The organism is Arthrobacter sp. TmtSoilC51, from assembly GCF_055388015.1.
Genome location: NZ_AP035877.1, coordinates 3,283,872 through 3,302,837, shown reverse-complemented (window position 1 = coordinate 3,302,837; position 18,966 = coordinate 3,283,872). Strand labels below are relative to the sequence as shown.

Annotated in this window: 19 protein-coding genes; 15 read left to right on the top strand and 4 right to left on the bottom strand. The window is 61.8% G+C overall.

All coding sequences use genetic code 11. The features are described 5' to 3' along the window. Positions 1-30: 30 nt before the first annotated feature. The 4 genes from murA to ACZ5G6_RS15055 are packed head-to-tail and all read left to right on the top strand — an operon-like array spanning position 31 to position 4,425. Complete coding sequence (murA, locus tag ACZ5G6_RS15070; RefSeq protein WP_498686296.1) at positions 31-1,356, top strand: UDP-N-acetylglucosamine 1-carboxyvinyltransferase; 1,326 nt, start codon at positions 31-33, stop codon at positions 1,354-1,356. Between the two features lie 11 nt (positions 1,357-1,367). Continuing rightward, positions 1,368-2,237 carry a lysophospholipid acyltransferase family protein gene (locus ACZ5G6_RS15065; protein ID WP_498686293.1) on the top strand — a complete coding sequence of 290 codons (870 nt, stop codon included), beginning with the start codon at positions 1,368-1,370 and terminating at the stop codon, positions 2,235-2,237. Next, positions 2,234-3,286, top strand: coding sequence for an NAD(P)H-dependent glycerol-3-phosphate dehydrogenase (locus tag ACZ5G6_RS15060; RefSeq protein WP_223933301.1), 1,053 nt, complete (start codon positions 2,234-2,236; stop codon positions 3,284-3,286). The genes ACZ5G6_RS15065 and ACZ5G6_RS15060 overlap by 4 nt, the downstream gene beginning before the upstream one ends. Beyond that, on the top strand, positions 3,286-4,425 hold the full coding sequence (locus ACZ5G6_RS15055; RefSeq protein WP_498691896.1) for a D-alanine--D-alanine ligase family protein: 1,140 nt from the start codon (positions 3,286-3,288) through the stop codon (positions 4,423-4,425). Before ACZ5G6_RS15060 ends, ACZ5G6_RS15055 begins: the two co-directional genes overlap by 1 nt. A gap of 11 nt (positions 4,426-4,436) precedes the next feature. Here ACZ5G6_RS15055 and ACZ5G6_RS15050 read toward each other — a convergent pair whose 3' ends face one another. Next, on the bottom strand, positions 4,437-4,946 hold the full coding sequence (locus ACZ5G6_RS15050) for a DUF3515 domain-containing protein (RefSeq protein WP_223933299.1): 510 nt from the start codon (positions 4,944-4,946) through the stop codon (positions 4,437-4,439). Positions 4,947-5,095: 149 nt separating this feature from the next. Between ACZ5G6_RS15050 and thiL the strand changes: the two genes are divergently transcribed. From thiL to rsmD, 4 genes are read left to right on the top strand one after another with little or no spacing between them, the layout of a single operon-like run. Then, entirely contained in the window at positions 5,096-6,124 is a 1,029-nt protein-coding gene (gene thiL / locus ACZ5G6_RS15045) for a thiamine-phosphate kinase (protein WP_498686289.1), read from the top strand. 22 nt (positions 6,125-6,146) lie between these two features. Next, positions 6,147-7,208: a DAK2 domain-containing protein gene (locus ACZ5G6_RS15040; protein WP_498686287.1), complete on the top strand. Its 1,062-nt coding sequence runs from the start codon at positions 6,147-6,149 to the stop codon at positions 7,206-7,208. Continuing rightward, positions 7,198-9,468 (top strand): ATP-dependent DNA helicase RecG, encoded by a 2,271-nt coding sequence (locus ACZ5G6_RS15035; RefSeq protein WP_498686285.1) that lies wholly within the window; start codon positions 7,198-7,200, stop codon positions 9,466-9,468. Before ACZ5G6_RS15040 ends, ACZ5G6_RS15035 begins: the two co-directional genes overlap by 11 nt. Before the next feature lie 57 nt (positions 9,469-9,525). After that, positions 9,526-10,092 carry a 16S rRNA (guanine(966)-N(2))-methyltransferase RsmD gene (rsmD, locus tag ACZ5G6_RS15030; RefSeq protein WP_498686283.1) on the top strand — a complete coding sequence of 189 codons (567 nt, stop codon included), beginning with the start codon at positions 9,526-9,528 and terminating at the stop codon, positions 10,090-10,092. On the opposite strand, the gene ACZ5G6_RS15025 is transcribed toward rsmD, so the two are convergent. Together ACZ5G6_RS15025 and ACZ5G6_RS15020 are read right to left on the bottom strand one after the other, a co-directional pair. After that, positions 10,089-10,883 carry a spermidine synthase gene (locus ACZ5G6_RS15025; RefSeq protein ID WP_498691894.1) on the bottom strand — a complete coding sequence of 265 codons (795 nt, stop codon included), beginning with the start codon at positions 10,881-10,883 and terminating at the stop codon, positions 10,089-10,091. The two genes, rsmD and ACZ5G6_RS15025, sit on opposite strands and share 4 nt — an antisense overlap. Beyond that, positions 10,880-12,130, bottom strand: a complete 1,251-nt coding sequence (locus ACZ5G6_RS15020) for an aminotransferase class I/II-fold pyridoxal phosphate-dependent enzyme (RefSeq protein WP_498686280.1) — start codon at positions 12,128-12,130, stop codon at positions 10,880-10,882. Before ACZ5G6_RS15020 ends, ACZ5G6_RS15025 begins: the two co-directional genes overlap by 4 nt. A 35-nt stretch (positions 12,131-12,165) precedes the next feature. On the opposite strand from ACZ5G6_RS15020, the gene coaD reads away from it, so the two are divergent. The 6 genes from coaD (at position 12,166) to ACZ5G6_RS14990 (ending at position 16,216) form a co-directional block, all read left to right on the top strand. Continuing rightward, a complete protein-coding gene (gene coaD / locus ACZ5G6_RS15015) occupies positions 12,166-12,648 on the top strand; it encodes a pantetheine-phosphate adenylyltransferase (RefSeq protein ID WP_223933289.1) in 483 nt (160 codons plus the stop codon). Positions 12,649-12,831: 183 nt separating this feature from the next. Further along, entirely contained in the window at positions 12,832-13,359 is a 528-nt protein-coding gene (locus tag ACZ5G6_RS15010; protein WP_223933287.1) for a YceD family protein, read from the top strand. A gap of 33 nt (positions 13,360-13,392) precedes the next feature. Next, positions 13,393-13,596: a 50S ribosomal protein L32 gene (gene rpmF / locus ACZ5G6_RS15005; RefSeq protein WP_011775139.1), complete on the top strand. Its 204-nt coding sequence runs from the start codon at positions 13,393-13,395 to the stop codon at positions 13,594-13,596. Between the two features lie 23 nt (positions 13,597-13,619). After that, positions 13,620-14,330: a ribonuclease III gene (gene rnc, locus ACZ5G6_RS15000; protein ID WP_223933285.1), complete on the top strand. Its 711-nt coding sequence runs from the start codon at positions 13,620-13,622 to the stop codon at positions 14,328-14,330. 19 nt (positions 14,331-14,349) lie between these two features. After that, a complete protein-coding gene (mutM, locus tag ACZ5G6_RS14995; protein ID WP_498686276.1) occupies positions 14,350-15,276 on the top strand; it encodes a bifunctional DNA-formamidopyrimidine glycosylase/DNA-(apurinic or apyrimidinic site) lyase in 927 nt (308 codons plus the stop codon). Between the two features lie 721 nt (positions 15,277-15,997). Next, a complete protein-coding gene (locus ACZ5G6_RS14990; RefSeq protein WP_498686273.1) occupies positions 15,998-16,216 on the top strand; it encodes a hypothetical protein in 219 nt (72 codons plus the stop codon). Positions 16,217-16,322: 106 nt separating this feature from the next. Here ACZ5G6_RS14990 and ACZ5G6_RS14985 read toward each other — a convergent pair whose 3' ends face one another. Next, entirely contained in the window at positions 16,323-17,339 is a 1,017-nt protein-coding gene (locus ACZ5G6_RS14985; protein WP_498686272.1) for a LacI family DNA-binding transcriptional regulator, read from the bottom strand. Positions 17,340-17,571: 232 nt separating this feature from the next. On the opposite strand from ACZ5G6_RS14985, the gene ACZ5G6_RS14980 reads away from it, so the two are divergent. After that, complete coding sequence (locus ACZ5G6_RS14980; RefSeq protein ID WP_498686270.1) at positions 17,572-18,927, top strand: extracellular solute-binding protein; 1,356 nt, start codon at positions 17,572-17,574, stop codon at positions 18,925-18,927. The last annotated feature ends 39 nt before the right edge of the window (positions 18,928-18,966 follow it).

The following is an 18,966-nucleotide window of genomic DNA, read 5'->3' as shown; positions in this document are numbered from 1 at the left end:
GGGCGAGTAGTCGTGAGGAAACCGGTATAGATGAGTAGTGTTCTGACAATCCGCGGTGGCGTCCCGTTGACAGGGCGAGTGACCGTTCGCGGTGCCAAGAACCTTGTGCCCAAGGCCATGGTGGCCGCGTTGCTGGGCAGCGAACCATCAGTGCTTCGGAACGTGCCGGAAATCAAGGACGTGGAGGTTGTCACCAGCCTCCTGAAGCTCCACGGTGTGACTGTGGTCAAGGACCCCGCTACGGGCGACCTGACCTTGAATCCCAAGGATGCCAAGACGGCGTCCAGCACCGCTATTGACGCGCATGCCGGCGATTCGCGCATTCCGATCCTGCTGTGCGGTCCACTGATCCACGCAATCGGAGAGGCCTTCATTCCGGACCTTGGTGGCTGCAAAATTGGCGATCGTCCTATCGACTACCACCTGAACGTCCTGCGCCAGTTTGGTGCCGTTGTGGAAAAGCGCCCTGGTGGCATCCACATCTCCGCGCCCAACGGCCTGCATGGGGCCAAGATTTCCCTTCCGTATCCGTCTGTTGGCGCAACCGAGCAAGTATTGCTGAGCGCTACGAGGGCGGAAGGAATCACGGAGCTCAGCGGGGCAGCAACTGAGCCCGAAATCATCGATCTCATCGCCGTGCTGCAGAAGATGGGCGCCATCATCAGCGTCCAGACCGATCGCACCATCCGTATAGAGGGTGTCAGGGATCTGGGCGGCTATAACCACCGGGCCCTTCCGGACCGGAACGAAACAGCGTCCTGGGCCTCGGCCGCGCTGGTCACCCGTGGCGACATTTTTGTTGAAGGCGCTTCGCAGCGGGACATGATGACTTTCCTGAACACCTATCGCAAGGTGGGGGGCGGCATGGACATTGGCGACGACGGCATCCGTTTCTACCACCCTGGAGGCAAGCTTTCCCCGTTGGTCCTGGAGACGGACGTGCACCCCGGCTTCATGACTGATTGGCAGCAGCCCTTGGTGGTGGCCCTGACCCAGGCCGAGGGTGTGTCCATTGTGCATGAGACGGTCTACGAGAACCGTTTTGGCTTCACGGATGCCCTGGCCCGCATGGGGGCCAACATCCAGGTCCACCGTGAGTGCCTCGGCAGCGTCCCGTGCCGCTTCGGACAGCGGAACTTCCTTCATTCTGCAGTGATCTCCGGTCCGACCCCCCTGCGGGGCACCGATATCGACATCCCGGATCTTCGTGGGGGGTTCAGCCACCTCATCGCAGCGCTGGCAGCCACAGGTACATCCACGGTCACTGGCATCGATATCATCAACCGCGGATATGAGCGCTTTACGGAAAAGCTCGCTGGCCTGGGCGCCGATTTCGACATCATCACCACCAAGTAGCGGGGGACCCTTTGAAGGAATCGGCCAAGAGCCGGGCCACGTTCATGCTCCTGGCGGGCATTGCGCGTCCGTTGATGAACGTCCTGATGGGCAAGAGGTGGGAGGGCACTGGGAAGCTCCCGGCGGGCGGCTTCATCGCCGTACCGAACCACTGCACCGAGATTGATCCGATTGTGATCGGGCACATGCTGTACAACCAGAAGCGTCCACCGCACTTCCTGGCGAAGGCAGGACTCTTCAAAGCCCCTGTGCTGGGAGCTTTGCTGCGGGCGACCCAACAGATTCCGGTTGAACGCTCGACGGCGGGAGCGAACCGCTCGCTGCAAGTGGCCAAAGATGTGGTGGACGCCGGAGGCGCCATCATTATCTACCCTGAAGGAACCCTGACGCGGGATCCGGACCTGTGGCCCATGAAGGGGCACACGGGTGCTGCCCGGCTCGCGTTGCAGACGGGTGCGCCGGTTGTTCCGATGGCCCACTGGGGTGCGCATGAGGTTTTTCCCAGATACGCCAAACGCTTCCACGTCTTCCCTCGAAAGACCGTCAGGATTCTGGTGGGTGATCCCGTGGACCTGAGCTCCTTCGCGGGCCGGCCCATGGACCGGGCAACCCTGTCTGAAGCTACTGATGTCATCATGGACGCGGTCACCGGACTCCTGGCAACCCTCCGCGGTGAGGAGGCACCCGCCGAACGGTGGGATCCGGCCGTCCATAAGCAGGCCAAGCATGGCCGGTTCGTGGAACGGGGTTCAACTCCCGCCCGGGGTTCAACTCCCGCCCGGGGTTCAACTCCCGCACCGGGTGGAGCGCCTGAAAAGGCTGCTGAACCCGCTGGCAACGAAGCTTCTCCTGGGGATCCGGAATCGGAGGGCGGCAAATGACGGTAAGTGAAAGCCCTGTCCCTGCTCCGGACACCGTCGCCGTCCTGGGCGCGGGATCCTGGGGAACCACGTTCGCCAAGATCCTGGCCGATGCCGCTGCCAGTAGCGGGGTGGAGCGGAAGATTCGGATTTGGGGACGCCGCGCAGGGGTGGTTGACCAGATCAATGCTGAGCACCGCAATGAGCAGTACTTGAAGGATATCGAGCTTCCGCCTGCTGTTACGGCATCCACGGATGTTGCTGAGGTCCTGCGGGATGCCGGACTCGTGGTCCTGGCAGTGCCGGCCCAATCGCTTCGGCCCCAGCTGGGTGAATGGAAGCGCCTGCTGGCACCGGACGCAATTGTCGTTTCCCTTATGAAAGGCCTCGAACTAGGGACTGACGCGCGCATGAGCGAGGTCATCGCCCAGGAGCTTGGGATCCCGGAATCCCGCGTGGTGGTGGTTTCCGGACCCAACCTCGCCATGGAAATTGCCAGGGAACAACCCACTGCGTCCGTGGTTGCGTGCAGCGACGCCGATACCGCCGCCGCAATCGCACTCTGCTGCACCGCACCGTACTTCCGTCCCTACACCAGCACCGACGTTGTAGGCGTGGAGATCGGTGGGATCGTCAAGAATGTCATCGCGTTGGCTGTGGGTATTTGCGAGGGCCGCCAGATGGGGGACAACACCAAAGCCTCCGTCATCACGCGCGGACTTGCCGAGACGTCCCGGCTTGCCCTGGCGTTGGGTGGAGAAGCCCACACCATGGCCGGTCTCGCAGGGCTCGGCGACCTTGTTGCGACGTGCTCCTCCGCGCTGTCCCGGAATCACACAGCTGGAAGGCTGTTGGGCGAGGGACTCAGCCTCGAGCAGGTGGCCGAACAGATGACGCAAACCGCTGAAGGCATTAAGTCCGGCCCTGCCGTGCACGAGTTGGCGGGCAAACTGAATGTCGAAATGCCCATTACGGCCGCCGTTGTGGCGGTGCTTGAGGGCAAAATGTCCGTTGATGACCTGGGGCCGCGATTGCTGGCCCGGGCACTGAAGTCCGAAGGCGACTACTGATTGTGACTGAAGAATCCACCCCCGTGACCGGCCGTAGACCCCGTGTGGCGGTCCTTTTCGGCGGACGTTCCAGCGAACACGCTGTTAGTTGCGTGACGGCGGCAGGCGTCATGGGTGCCATTGACAAGAGCAAATACGATGTGGTGCCTATTGGCATTGCCAAGTCAGGACAGTGGGTCCTTGCGTCTGGGGATACCAGCCAGTGGTCTTTGAGTTCGTCGGCACTTCCTGAGGTATCGCCGTCGGACCGGACTGTCACCTTGGCCGAGGTGGGCGGCGAGCACCAGCTCATAGTGACTGCGCCGAATGCCATCCCTGAGGAACTCGGTTCCGTGGACGTTGTCTTTCCTTTGCTCCATGGTCCTTGGGGCGAGGACGGAACCATTCAAGGTCTCCTGGAACTATCCGACACCCGCTATGTTGGTGCCGGAGTGCTGGCCTCTGCAGTGGGCATGGACAAGCACTTCATGAAGGTAGTTTTTGAAGCCGCTGGACTGACTGTGGGCCCTTACATTGCCGTCACCGATCGCGAATGGCTCACGGATGCCGAGGCTGTCCGCAAGCGCGTGGACAAGATCGGTTTCCCGGTCTTCGTCAAGCCGGCCCGTGCAGGCTCTTCCATGGGAATCTCCAAAGTGGACTCGTTGGAGGGCCTGGATGCTGCCATCGAGGAAGCCCGCCGCCACGACCTGAAGCTGGTCATCGAAGCCGGCATCGTCGGGCGCGAAATCGAGTGCGCCGTCCTGCAAGGCAGGGGCACCGACGCGCCGCGCACCTCCATGCCCGGCGAAATCGCGGTGGCTATCGGCGAACACCAGTTCTATGACTTTGCTGCCAAATACGTCGAAGACGGTGCCGCTGCACTGAGTTGCCCGGCTGATATGCCGGATGAGGCCATTGCCCGCGTACGGGAATTGGCTGCTGTCGCCTTCGACGCCGTGGGCGCGGAAGGTCTGAGCCGCGTGGACTTCTTCTATACTCCGGCTGGCGAATTGATCATCAACGAAATCAACACCATGCCGGGCTTCACTCCAAAGAGCATGTACCCCCAGATGTGGGCGGCTTCAGGCCTGGCGTACCCCGAACTGATCGATGAACTCATCCACTTGGCCCTGACCCGAAAAACGGGCCTGCGCTAACCCGGGGAACACTACTTTGTGGTTGGCAGGTTCTGCAGGTCTTCCTGGCCGACGCAGTGGCGTGTGGCTTTAATCTTGCCCGCAGCGGCCGCAAGTTCGGTGAGGACTGTGGCGGAGCTGATGTTGGCGGCTTCCAGTTTGACAGGATCGACCAGGATTTCCGTTGCGGGTTCGCGGCCGAAGGTGGTCAGGGTGTAGACGCCATCGCCCTCTTTGATGACCCAGTCGATGTCATTGACACTGACGCAGCGGTCAGTAGTTGGCCCGGGGACGTTGACGCCGCAACGCAGGATGATCTGTGAGGGATCGCCCCATGCTGCCGTGGCCTGGCTGTTGGTCTTGCGAAGCGCGGCGTCGCCGATCTTGTCCGGGAGCGCCACCATCATGGGTGCGCAGGCGGGATTGGCTGCGTCAGTGGCCGCCGTGACGTCGACAGTGGGTGCGCAGGCTGACACTGCGAGGACGGACATTGTGGCCAAGGTGAAGGCCACGGCTGTCCGCGGGAGGGTCTTTCGGTGCATTGGTCCAGCCTATCCCGACCACGCGTCCCGGTGGATTGCGGTTGATGCGGCTTGTGGCTGAAGCACAGTTGCGGGAGTCACATTGCCGCCGGATCGGGCCTCACAGGCTGCGGCGATATTTTGTCGGTGTGTCGCGATAGCGTAGAGCCGTGCCACCAAAACAGCCATCCACAGAATATCCAACAGTCGCAGACCTCTCCGAGTCCGAGCTCCTGGCCCGGATCTTCCCTCGCCTGAACAGCAGCCCCAGCATCCTCCTGGGTCCCGGTGACGACGCCGCCTTGGTGGCCTCCACGGACGGCCGCACGCTCATCTCCATCGATACCCAGACCCAGGACCAGGACTTCAGGCTGGAGTGGAACAACGGTTATCGAACCACAGGGTACGACGTCGGCTGGAAGTCCGCCGCACAGAACCTCAGCGACATCAATGCCATGGGTGGCACGGCCACGTCGTTGGTGGTGAGCCTGACCATGCCGCCAGCCACACCGGTGGAGTGGGTTGAGGACTTCGCAGATGGCCTCACCGCTGGAATCATCGGGCTCGGCGCTCCTGATTGCTCCGTAGCCGGGGGAGACCTGGGCCGTGGACGAGAAATAGCGGTGACCGTCGCCGTCGTAGGTACGTTGGCTGGACGGGCGCCCGTGCTCCGTTCCGGGGCGAAGGCCGGAGATGTGGTGGCGGTGGCAGGCACGTTGGGGCGTGCTGCAGCCGGACTGGCTCTCTTGGAAAGCGATGTCTCCTTGAAGGAGCTCACATCCGGGCAACGGGCACTTATGGATAGCCAATGCCGCCCTGTGCCACCATTGGCTGCGGGGCCGCTGGCGGCGCGTTCGGGGGTCACAGCAATGATGGATATTTCAGATGGCTTGTTGCGGGACGGCGGCAGGCTTGCTGCGGCAAGCAACGTTATCCTGGACTTCGACGCCGTTGCCTTGAAAACCCACACACTTCCGCTGGAGCCAGCTGCCGCGTTGCTGGGCGTTGATTCAATGCCCTGGGTTCTCGGTGGGGGAGAAGACCATGGGCTGCTGGCTACGTTCCCAGCGGGAATTCAGCTGCCTCAGGGCTTCACTGCGATAGGCTCAGTTCAGGCCGTTGCCCAGTCACAGGGCAGCGGCGTCCGGATTGCCGGGCAAGCTGCTGACACCGTGGGATGGGATCATTTTGCAGACTAAGATCGCCGCGAATGCGCACGCCATGAAACGTTGGCTCGGCAAGACAGAGGTGGTCCTTGGCAACCATAGCGACCGCCTCAACGCGATCAACATCTTCCCGGTCGCCGATGGCGATACTGGAACCAACCTTTATCTCACCGCGCGGGCAGCTGTGTCAGCTTTGGGGGGAACCGCTCCTGACGCCATCGAAACCGGTAACGACGTCGGTGCCGTGCTCTCGCGCGCCGGTCAGGCTGCCATGGAACAGGCCAGGGGCAACTCGGGCACCCTCTTTGCGGTCTTCCTGTGCGCGGCGGCCGAGCCACTTGCCGGAAAAGCGCGCCTGAGTGCGCCGCTTCTGGCCACGGCCCTCAACCGGGCCCAGATCCGGGCCTGGTCGGCGTTGAGTGAGCCAGTATCCGGAACCATGCTTTCCGTCCTTGAGGCAGCCGCCCACGCGGCCCAGGCGGCGGACTCTTCCCAGAACGGTGATGACAGCAACCACGCCCTGGGCCTTGCTTTGGATGCAGTGGTGGAGGCCGCTTTCCAAGCCGTCGTTCGCACCGAGGACGAACTCGCACCGCTCCATGAGGCGCACGTGGTGGATGCCGGCGGTGTAGGTATGTTGCTGGTGCTGGACTGCCTCCGTTCTGCGGTCCTCGGTGAAGAGTTGCAGGAGGAGCTCCTCGATAGCCTCCATGGCTACCAGCTCCAGGATCCGCACATCCACCAGCAGATGCCGGCCGACGACGGCGTGGAAGTCATGTGTACCATCAACCTTTCGCCCTTGGACGCAGCCGTGCTGCGCCAACGCCTGGATGAGATGGGCGATTCCGTCATCATGAGCCAGGTCGGCAATACTGCAGGCAATCCTGACGACGACGACGAATCCGGTATTGAAGCCAGTTATCGTTGGCGCGTGCATGTCCACGTACCTGATCCCGCGCCAGCTGTTGCGCTGATTCGGTCGCTGGGGGAGCCCACAGACATTGCCGTCAGCCAACTTGCCCTGCCCCGCGATGCCGCAGGCGGACACCAGGACCAGGACGCAACCCCAACTGCAGAACCCAGCAGCACCCCGGGCCAGTCACGGCATGAATACTGAGCTGGAACTGCCCCTCGAACGCAGGATCGGCAAGCGCTCGGCTTCGGTCATTGACAAGCACCTTGGCCTCAAGACAACCGGCGCCCTGCTGAACTACTTTCCGCGCAGGTATTTGAGCCGGGGCGAGCTTACTCCCATCAGCAACCTTCCCCTTGACGAGGAAGTCACGCTGATTGCCCGGGTCCTGTCCAACAGCACCCGTCAGATGCGTGCCAGGCGGGGTTCCATCACGGACGTCGTGGTGACCGACGAAGCCGGTGGAAACCACGTCCCGGGCACCCTGAAAGTCAGTTTCTTCAATGGGTTCCGGGCCAAGGCGGAGCTCCTTCCGGGACGCCGGGCGATGTTTTCCGGCAAGGTGACCCGCTACGGGGGCGCCTTGGGGCTGACTAATCCGGACTTCCTGTTGTTGGATGAGGATCCGGACGCAGACGGCTCCATTGACCCGGAAAAGCTGGCAGCCATGCCCATCCCCGTCTATCCCGCTACGGCAAAGCTAACAAGTTGGTCCATTCACAAAGTGATTACCGCGCTGCTGCAAACCGTGGACCTCGACGCCCTGCCGGATCCGCTGCCGGAGTCCATCGTCAGCAGGGATGGGCTGCTCAGTGTGGCCGAAGCTTATCGCCTCATCCACTCCCCTGAGACGGCCAAGGATTGGCAGCGGGCACAGGAACGATTCCGCTACCAAGAGGCGTTGGTGCTGCAGGCGGCACTGGCGCGACGCCGTGCCCAGCTTGCCGCCGAGGAAGCCACTGCCCGGCGTCCGGTCACAGACGGCCTTCTGGCCGCGTTTGACCGGAACCTGCCCTTCACGCTCACTGCAGGCCAGACTGCGGTGGGCAAGACACTTTCCGAAGAACTTGGCCAGGACACACCAATGAATCGCCTCCTGCAAGGTGAGGTGGGTTCCGGCAAGACCATCGTGGCCCTGCGGGCGATGTTGCAGGTGGTTGATGCTGGTGGACAGGCTGCGCTCCTCGCCCCCACCGAGGTTTTGGCCGCACAGCATTTCGACTCCATCCGGCGCACCTTGGGTTCATTGGCCCGCGATCACATGTTCGGCGGCGCCGGCATGCTCGGTGCAGGCATCCTCGGTACGGATGCCGGGCAGGCTGGCGTCCAAGTGACGCTGCTGACCGGCTCCATGCCCACCGCTGCCAGGAAGCAGGCAATGCTCGACGCCGCATCGGGGAACGCCGGCATCGTCATCGGCACCCATGCGCTATTGAGCGACAAAACCAGTTTTCAGGATCTCGGCTTGATCGTTGTGGATGAGCAGCACCGCTTCGGCGTGGAACAACGGGACGCGTTGCGTGCCAAGGCCCAGCGACCCCCGCATCTGCTGGTTATGACTGCCACGCCGATTCCCCGCACAGTGGCGATGACCGTGTTCGGCGACCTTGAGACCTCCATCCTGGATGAACTCCCTGCAGGGCGTGCCCCCATTTCCACTCATGTTGTGGGGCTCGCGGAGAACCCCGGCTGGGCGGATCGAATCTGGAAACGCTCACGGGAAGAAGTCGACGCCGGCCATCAGGTTTACGTTGTATGCCCCAAAATCGGCGCGGATGACGACGGCGACTTCAGCCCCGGAGAGGCCGAACCAACAGACGCGGAACTCTCGGACGAAGGTCCGGGCCGCGAGCTTGCCTCGGTGACTGCCGTCGTCGAAAGCCTTGTGGAGGAGCCTTCGTTGGCCGGAGTGACTATCGCGCCCCTCCATGGCCGGCAGGATCCGCTGCTTAAGACCGAAACCATGGCATCGTTCGCGGCAAACCAAACCAAGGTGTTGGTGTCCACCACTGTCATTGAGGTGGGTGTCGATGTCCACAATGCCACCCTGATGGTGATCCTGGACGCCGAGCGCTTTGGTATTTCACAACTCCACCAGCTTCGCGGACGGGTGGGCCGTGGCGGCCTGCCAGGAACTTGCCTGCTGGTTACTACATTGGAGCCCGGGCACCCGAGTCGTCGACGATTGGAGGCTGTGGCGTCCACCACCGACGGGTTCGAGCTCTCCCAGGAAGACCTGAAACTCCGCCGTGAAGGCGATATCCTTGGCGCTTCCCAATCAGGTGGCCGGTCCACGCTCAAGCTGCTCCGTGTCCTGGAGCATGAGGACCTCATTGCCCGTGCCCGCGCAGACGCGCAGGCCCTGGTGGCCGAGGACCCGGCACTGCGGCACCAGCCGGTCCTTGCCGCGACCATTGATGACTACTTGAACCCCGAAAAGGAGGCGTTCCTTGAACGCGGTTAGAGATTTCCCAGGTTTGGGCATCTGCAAACGGTCGGACATGCGCTATGGAGAGGCACTGTGAGCCGGATTATTGCCGGCGTGGCTGGTGGGAATCCACTCACCAGCGTGCCCGGCACGGCAACGCGGCCCACTACGGACCGCGTCAAGGAAGCGCTGTTTTCCCGTCTCGAATCCTTGGCCGTCATCGATGATTCGCGGGTGCTGGATCTCTATGCCGGCTCTGGAGCCCTGGGTGTCGAGAGCGCCAGCCGGGGTGCACGCAGCGTGGATTTGGTGGAGTTCGATGCCAAGGCCAGCGATGCGTGCCAGCGCAACGCGGACATGGTGAATCAAATCCTGGGCGCCAAAAAGGTTTCAGTCCATCGGTCCAAGGTTGAGTCTTTCCTGGAGCGTGCCACAGGACGCGATACGTGGGACCTGGTGTTCCTGGACCCGCCTTACCCCTTGGACGAACCAGCGTTGAGTGCGGTGCTCGCCAAGTTGTCGCCCCACTTGGATGAAGGGGCAGTGGTAGTGGTGGAAAGGTCGTCCAGAAGTGCCGAACCGTCCTGGCCCGAAGAACTGGAATGTTTCGCTGACAAAAAGTACGGCGAGACCAAGCTATGGTTCGCTGAACCTGCCTAGTCCGAGATTCTGTCCAGATCCACGCCGTGGAGGACTGTTGCGGGGTGTGGGCCCCGCTCAAGTAATGCGCCGGTCCACGCTGGCGGCCATGGCGCACGGGTGCCTACCAGGATGATATTGCCGGGGTAGCGCCCGGCGAACATTCCCGTCTCGGCGAAAGCGGCGACGTCCGCCAGGGCCTGCCGAAGGGCAGCTACCTGGCTTCGCACCAGAGTCAGTGCCGGTTCATCGCCCACGTTCACGATCAGTATGCCGTTGGGCCGCAGCCGGGCAGCGGCCTCTTCATAGAACTCCCGGCACGCAATATGGGCTGGTGCCTCGGGCCCGGAGAAGATATCAAGGATCACGACGTCGAACCCCACTTCCGCAGGAAGTTCGGCCAGGGCCTCGCGGGCGTCGCCTATGTGCGTGTGCAGCCGCGTGCCTTCCGGCATGGGCAGTTTTTGGAGGACGAAGTCCAGTAGTTCGCGTTCGAGTTCCACCGCATACTGGTCCGAACCGGGACGGGTGGCCTGGATGTAACGGGCCAACGTCAGGGCGCCGGCGCCGAGATGGAGCACGGACAGTGGCTCGCCTGGCTCTGCAACCAGATCCACCACATGACCGATTCTCCGAAGATACTCGTAGAAGATCTCCGCAGGGTTGGCCAGATTCACGTGGGATTGTTCAGCGCCACCGATGCTGAGGATATAGCTGCCTTCAATGAGCGTATCGGAGTCAATAGTGGCGTGCTGTCCTGTGGTCCGAAGGAAACGCGCGGCTTGATGGCGGCCTGAGTCGTTGCGGTTCAGAGCAGGTCCTTGAGCCCGGCCAGTCGTTCGGCAGCTTCTTCCAGGACACTGGTTTTCTTGCAGAAGGCGAAACGCAGCAGGCTGCGGGTCCGTTCTGCCCCTTCAGGATGGCAAAAAACGGGAACCGGGATCGCGGCGACGCCAACCAGGCCCGGCAACCGGCGTGCCAGGTCCACGGAGTCCTTGATGCCCAGCGGTTCTGTGTCGACGTTGACGAAGTACGTGCCGCTGGGCGTGTAGACGTCGAATCCTGCGGCGCGAAGGCCCTCGGAGAGGACGTCCCGTTTATGCCGCAGTGTTTCAGCTATGCCTGCATAGAATTCGTCAGGGAGGGCAAGCCCCACGGCGATGGCGCCCTGGAATGGCGTTCCAGAGCTGTACGTCAGGAACTGTTTGACGGTGCGGACAGCGGCAACCAGGTCCTCGGGTCCCGTGAGCCAGCCGATCTTCCACCCTGTGAAGGAGAACGTCTTCCCGGCAGAGGAGATGGTAAGGGTCCGTTCGGCGGCGCCCGGCAGGGAAGCGACCGGAATATGGGATACGCCGAAGGTGAGGTGTTCGTAAACTTCGTCGCTGACAATGATGGCGTCGTACTTGGTGGCCAGCTCCACCACCTCTGCCAGAACCTCTTGCGGGAAGACGGCGCCGGTGGGATTGTGCGGGTTGTTCAGGAGCACCACCTTGGTGCGGCTGCTGAAGGCGGCTTCCAGCATGGACAAGTCCGGAAGGAAATCCGGAGCGGGCAGGGGAGCAGTTACATGTTGTGCCCCTGCCAATCCGATGACAGCCCCATAGGAGTCATAGAACGGTTCGAAGGTCAGGACCTCGTCGCCGGGCTGGATGAAGGCAAGGAGTGACGCAGCAATGGCTTCCGTGGCGCCCGTAGTGATAATGATTTCCGTCTGCGGGTCCGGGGTAAGCCCGTAGAACCGGCGTTGGTGTTCCGCGACGGCTTCCCGCAGTTCCGTGATGCCCTTGCCGGGTGCGTATTGGTTGGCTCCTGCGGCGATGGCTGCCTGTGCTGCGGCCTTGATTTCCGCGGGGCCGTCCTCGTCGGGGAAGCCCTGTCCGAGGTTGATCGCGCCGGAAGAGATGGCCAAGGTGGTCATCTCTTCGAAGATGGTTACTCCGAGGTTTCCGTCAGGCGAAAGCAGGTTGGCGCCGGTTGCGGCCCGCTGCCATGGCGCGGAGGCATTGGCCGTTGTGTTGAGCGGTAAAGTGCTGCCTGCAGGTGACATGTCAGCCATGGTATCCCGGTGAAGCTATGGGGTAGGTTCGTGTCATGAGACGTGCGGTATGCCCTGGATCCTTTGACCCTATCCACAACGGACATCTCGAAGTCATCGCGCGGGCGGCAGGCCTGTTTGACGAAGTCATCGTGGCCGTGTCCACCAATTACGCCAAGAAGTACCGCTTCAGCCTTGAAGACCGGATGGAGATGGCCCGCGAGACTCTGGCGTCCCTGCGTGGCATCATTGTCGAGCCCATGGGCGAAGGACTGTTGGCCGAGTACTGCCGGCATCGGGGCGTTTCGGCAATTGTCAAAGGCCTGCGCTCGTCCTCGGACTTTGACTACGAACTACCGATGGCCACCATGAACCGTCAGCTTACCGGCGTCGAGACTGTCTTCCTGCCGGCAGAAGCGCACTACGTCCACCTGTCCTCCACCTTGATCAAAGAGGTCAATGTATTGGGTGGCGACATCTCCGACTTCGTACCGAAATCCGTGTTGAAGCGGCTCCTCGCTGGCGAGTCTGGAACGTAACCCTCCCGCAAGGGGGTAGTCTTGACAGGTACCTCGCAGCTTCTTGCGGAGGATCCCAGCTGAAACCGTCGCGCTCTGCGCGCGCCCGGCGCCGGTTTGAGTCCTCAGGCTTGATCAGGCTAAGATGGTACGTCGGTCATATGTTCTACAGGAGTTCTCATTAAGCGAGATGCAAGTTCGCCCTTGGCGCTGGTAGTCAAGGATCTTGGACGCAGTCCAGGGACCATGCGGACACTCAACGAACATGTACCTGCGCCAAGTGACCTTGGTGTGGCGCTCATTGGTGTGAAGGAAGGCTCGGATGTCGAGTTGGATCTTCGCCTTGAGGCCGTACACGAAGGAATTCTGGTATCAGGATCCGTAGTCGTCGAAGTAACCGGCGAATGCGGTCGATGCCTGGATCCCCTTGCGTATGACCTTGAAGTCAATGTGCAAGAACTTTTCTTCTATGAAGGCGTGCAGCTTTCTGACGAAGAAGACGATGAAGAGCAACGTCGAGTCGAGCACGATCTAATCGATCTTGAGCCGGTGTTGCGGGACGCAGTTGTCACTATGCTGCCGTTCCAGCCGGTGTGCCGGGAAGACTGCCAGGGCCTTTGCTCCGAATGTGGAGCACGCCTGGAAGACGAGCCGGGGCACCACCACGAGGTCATTGACCCTCGCTGGGCTGCCCTAGCTGATCTGGCTAAGACTGACCGGCAAACTGATTAGTAAGTGTTGGACTAAGAGAGAAATGAGATAGCCGTGGCTGTTCCCAAGCGGAAAATGTCTCGCGCAAATACACGCGCCCGCCGTGCCCAGTGGAAGGCAACTGCCCCCAACTTGGTCAAGACCATCGAAAACGGTCAGGTTACTTATAGCCTGCCGCACCAGGCAAAGGTCGTCACCGACTCCGCCGGCACCGCGCTGTTCCTTGAATACAAGGGCCGCAAGGTAGCAGACGCCTAATCTGCCACATAGGCTGACAAAGGATGTCTTCAACTGAAGAGCTTCTGAAGCGTCTCGGTGTCTCCATTGACACCGAGACGCTTCGTCTTGCTCTGACACATCGCTCATACGCGTATGAGAACGGTGGGATTCCCACCAATGAGCGTCTTGAATTCCTCGGCGACTCCATTCTGGGGTTCTCCGTGACCGATTCGCTCTACCGTGAGAACCCCGCGCTGCCTGAAGGTGAACTGGCAAAGCGGCGATCCGCCGTCGTGAGTACGCGTGCCTTGGCCGGTATTGGCCGCGAGCTTGGCGTGGGTGAGTTCATCTATCTCGGGCAAGGCGAAAAGCTCACCGACGGCAAGAACAAGGCCTCGATCCTCGCGGACACGATGGAAGCACTGATCGGCGCCACATACCTCTCCAATGACATCGAGACTGCGCGGCAATTGGTGATGCGATTGGTGGGTCCACTCCTCAAGGACGCGGGCGCCCTCGGAGCCGGTACGGACTGGAAGACGAGTATCCAGGAACTGACTGCCAGCCGCCAGCTCGGAGCAATCCACTACGCCGTTGAAGGCTCGGGACCGGACCATGCACGTACGTTCGAGGCCGTCCTGAACATTGGTGGAACTCCTTATGGCCGCGGCTCTGGCCACTCGAAGAAGGAAGCCGAGCAGGAAGCTGCCGCTGACGCTTGGCGTGCCCTGACGGCACTGGACCAAACGCCTGCCGGACCCGGTTCCGCCTGAAGTCCAATCCACAAATCCAATGCCTGAACTTCCAGAAGTAGAAGTGGTTCGTCGTGGCCTGGCCCGCTGGGTTCGCGGACGAACGATCACGGGCGTCGAGGTCCTTGACCAACGGTCAATCCGCCGCCATAACCTTGGCACCGAAGACTTCGTCGGCAACCTCGAACACGCCACGGTTCTGGACGTTGTCCGACGCGGCAAATTTCTCTGGATGCCGCTCGCCATGGACGACGCGCAGGCCGTTGACGGTCCATTGCCCAAGGTAGCCCTCATGGCCCATCTGGGGATGAGCGGACAATTGCTCATGCAGGACCCCCATGTCCCGGACGAGAAGCACCTCAAAGTTAGAATCTCCCTCAGCCCGGTGGACGGCATGCCGGAGCAATTGCGATTTGTGGACCAGCGCATTTTCGGTGGCCTTTTCGTAACGTCCCTGGTGCCGACTTCCGACGACGGCCCTGGAGGCCTGGGGGAAACGCCCTTGCCTGAGATCGCTGAGGAAGCCTCCCACATTGCCCGTGACCCGCTGGACCCTTACTTTTCCTTCGAGGCGTTCTACCGCAAAGTCAGGAGCCGGAAGACAGGCCTGAAGCGGGCCTTGCTGGACCAGTCGGTCATTTCCGGGATTGGCAACATCTATGCGGACGAGGCCCTCTGGCGCGCCCGCCTCCATTACGCCCGGCCTACTGATACGTTGCGCCGCGTCGATGCCGCCCGGCTTATACAGGCGGTAGAAGACGTCATGAACGCGGCATTGGCGGCTGGAGGCACGAGCTTTGATTCCTTGTACGTGAATGTCAACGGCGATTCGGGTTACTTTGCCAGAGACCTTAAAGTTTATGGGCGTGAGGGCGAGCCCTGTTGTCGCTGCGGAACCCCGATTAAGCGCATGGCCTTCATGAACAGGTCTTCCCACTTTTGCCCGAAATGCCAGCGTTCGCGCTGATTTTGAGCGGGGTGTCCATGGTCGGACCTGAGTGATCGCCGGTTAGCCGATTGAACACTCTTAGACACCGCTGGAGCATCAATGTCGCAACGGCGTGCCGAGGAAAACTCTTCGCAGAAAACTTGAAGTGTCCAACCCGGACGATCGCCGCCAGTGCCACGCCCGGGAGACCGTCCGAAACCGCTCGACCACCTGCGTGGGGGAGCGGCCGCGGGCCCTTCGTGAGTTTCGGCCGCGGCGCGGACTTCGTTCTCGTTGTTGGGTTCATGTGTGCCGCAGCGAGGAAGCAGGGGTTCCGCACGTATAGACTTTCGTTGTAACGCCCCGGCAACTCTTCGGGCCTGACGGCTCGGACTCCCGGGGCGATAGTCTTTTTTCGAGGGGAATCAGCTCAGGTTGCTGAAGGGGTCCGCCACGCTCTGCGCCGGGCTCGGTGTATGCAGGCGTCTCCACCCCGAAGCTCACCGAGATCCTTCTGTTCTTCAGCTCGATGCTCCGAAGTAACCAGCTGTCCAGAGGCCGTTATAGAAGCCGCTTCGTTGAGATAATGCAGTCTCCGGTCGATCGTGGGCGAGGTCAGGATCGAACCGCACAGGGGCGTCAGAGCATTCACGACGACCTGGCCAATGTGCGCGAGGGTTTCGATCTGGCCCGTTGTATGCCCCAGCAGCAGCGGGGCCATGCTGCTCAATGTTGCCTGCTCAGCTTTAGGCTTGCCGACGTGGACGCCGCCCTTGACGTGGGCGTAGTGGCGCACCACGTCGCGGATGGTCAGGTCCCGGCCTTCGATCAGGCCGATGTGGGCGCCGACGAACTCCCGGACGGCCGGACTGCCGGGTCATCCGGCCCGCCGACGAACTCCGGACCGCCGGAGCAGCGGGTCGATGCCCAGCAGCTCGTAGCGGCTTCTGGGGCAAGTGGGCTTCTCGGTGATCGGTGACTGTCCGCCCGGCATCTGTCGTTCGACAGTTACCGCCGCCAATGTAGGTCCCACTTCTACTTCATTCGCCGGCTCATCGCATTTGTCGGGCTGCGCTGTACCTGTGTTAGCAACCGCAAGATCGCCGGATGACAAGTTCGGTGGGAAACAGCTGAATCTCGCCGTCTGGCTCGTCATTGGAGAGAGCTGCTTTAAGGACTGCGTCGGCTATTTGGGTGATCGGCTGTCTCGCCGTGGTGAGCTGGGGCCAGCTGAATTCGGATTCGGAGGTTCCGTCAAAGGAGACAACGGCAATGTCTTCGGGGACGGACAGATTGGCTTCGTGGATGGCGCGCAAGGCTCCCACGGCCAACAGGTCAGAGCTGGCGAAGATGGCCGTGGGTGGTTTCGGTAGCTCAAGAAGGCGGAGAGTGGCTTCGTAGCCGCCTTGTCTGGTGAACTCCGTGAATTCCGCGGGTCCGTCGGGCAGGCCTGCCTCGCGAAGTGCATTCCTCCAGCCGTTTTGCCGTGGGTCCACGCGGGAGGGGTCGATGTCCTTGCCGACCAGAATGCCAATGTCCACGTGGCCGTGACCGATGAGGTGCCGCACTCCCATTGCGGCTCCCTGTTCGAAGTCGGTGCTGATGGTGGGGATGCCGTGCACGGCGCTGGACTGGTCGATGAGCACCCGGGGAATTCCCTGGACCGGCATGGCGGCGACTTCGCTTGGAGTGAGCACGGTGGCGAGGATGATCGCGTCGACCTGGCGCGATACGAGATTGAGGGTGTTTTGCCGCTCGGTGTCGGCATCCGTGCGGGAGTTGGCAGCGAGGAGTGCGTAGCCGCGGACGGCGGCCGCCTGCGCAATGGCGTCCGTGAGTTCGGCGAAGTATGGGTTGGTGCTGTCGGGGACAATCATCCCGAGCAGTCGCGTGGAGCCCATGGACAGGGCCCGAGCGGTCGCGTTCGGCTGGTACTGCAGCACCTTGATGGCCTCGCGCACCCGTGCCGCAGTTGCCGCCGCGACCGGTTTGGGGCCCCCGTTGATGACATAGCTGACGACCGCCGTACTGACTCCCGCAAAGCGGGCGACGTCGGTCCGCGTTACTTTTCCGGTTCCGGCCTGCGCCTGCAGACTTGCCATGAAGACCACCTCTATACTCCGTTGTTCCTCATAGTCTACCCGCGTTGACTAGCAGCTTGTCGACGACTCGCCCAACGCTTACCAAGGCTAAAAAGACGCTTGCACTGATGAGTCTACCCGCGTAGACTCGTTCCCAAGCCCATGAGTAGTGATCCTTCTCACGCTTCGCCTGACGATGTCGAAGGCGTTTTGAACGCTTTCCCTAAAAATTTCACATTCTCCGAAGGGATCAATGATGACCATTCCGAAATCCACGAGCGGGGCGCGGATCCTCGCCGCCGCCGCCGCGGTATCCATCGCAGCCATGGCGCTCACCGCCTGCGGCAGTCCGGGAACCGGTATTGCCGGCCCCTCCGTTGAGGCAGGCTCCGGCGAGGGCACCATCAATGTTTGGGCCGTCGATGGTCAGGCTGCCGAGAACGACGCGCTGAAGAAGATCATCTCGAGCTTCGAAAGCTCACAGAGCAAGATCAAAGTAAACCTCAAGCTTTTTCCTTCCGACCAGTACACCAAGGCCGTGAACTCTGCCGCACCGGGCGACTTGCCTGATGTTCTTGACTTTGATGGGCCGACGTTGGCCAGCTTCGTCTACAACGGCAAGATGGCCCCGCTGAAGGGCTCGGTCTCCGACGCGACGCTGACGAACCAGACGGATTCCATCAAGGCGCAGAACACTGTCGATGATGCCGTCTATGGCGTTGGCATGATGAATGCCGGCCTTGCACTGTGGGGAAACAAGAAGCTCCTGGACGCCGCAGGTGTTGCCTACCCGACGACCCCGGAGAAGGCATGGACGGCTGACGAGTTCACGGGAGTCCTGGACAAGCTCGCCACCGTGGTCCCGGGAGGAAAACCCCTGGATCTTTCCGAACAGTACGGTTTTGCCGGCGAATGGGGTACCTGCTGTTCCGCGGGACCGGTCATCTGGTCAGGCGGCGGCACCATGCTCAAAGACAACAAGGCATCCGGGGCACTGGACTCCGAGGCCAACGTGAAATCCCTGACAAAGTTCGCGAGCTGGAAAAAGTACACCGATCCGAACGCTGACGGACTGGCATTCACGAGCGGACGCGTCGCGCTGAGCTGGGTCGGTCACTGGACCTACCCGACGTACAAGTCACTGGGAGCCGATCTGGTTTCCATCCCGCTGCCCAACTTCGGCAAGGGCACCAAGACCGCATCCGGGACCTTTGCCTGGGGCATGGGAGCCACGACCAAGAATGGCACCGCGGCCGGAAAGTTCCTGGACTTCCTGATGTCTGACGAAAGCGTCCGCACCTACACCTCAGCCAACGGTGCGCCTCCCGCCACTAAGACGGCGCTGGCTGCCTCCGAGCTCTATGGCCCCGGCAAGCTGCTGCAGCTCCTGGGCGATCAGCTGAGCAAGGCGTGCGGCCCCGAGGACCAGATCAACGCCGCGTGCGTCAGCGTCACCCGGCCGGTGACCGCTGGCTACCCCATCGTCACTGATCAGGTGGGCAAGGCTGAGGCCGCCATCTACGCAGGCAAGGACGCCAAGGAAGCCCTGAGTGCCGCCGCCCGTGCCATCGATCAGAACTTCGCCGACAACGACGGATACAAGAAATAGACCTTCGGCAGTCGTCCGGCCGCCGCTGACACAGCGGTC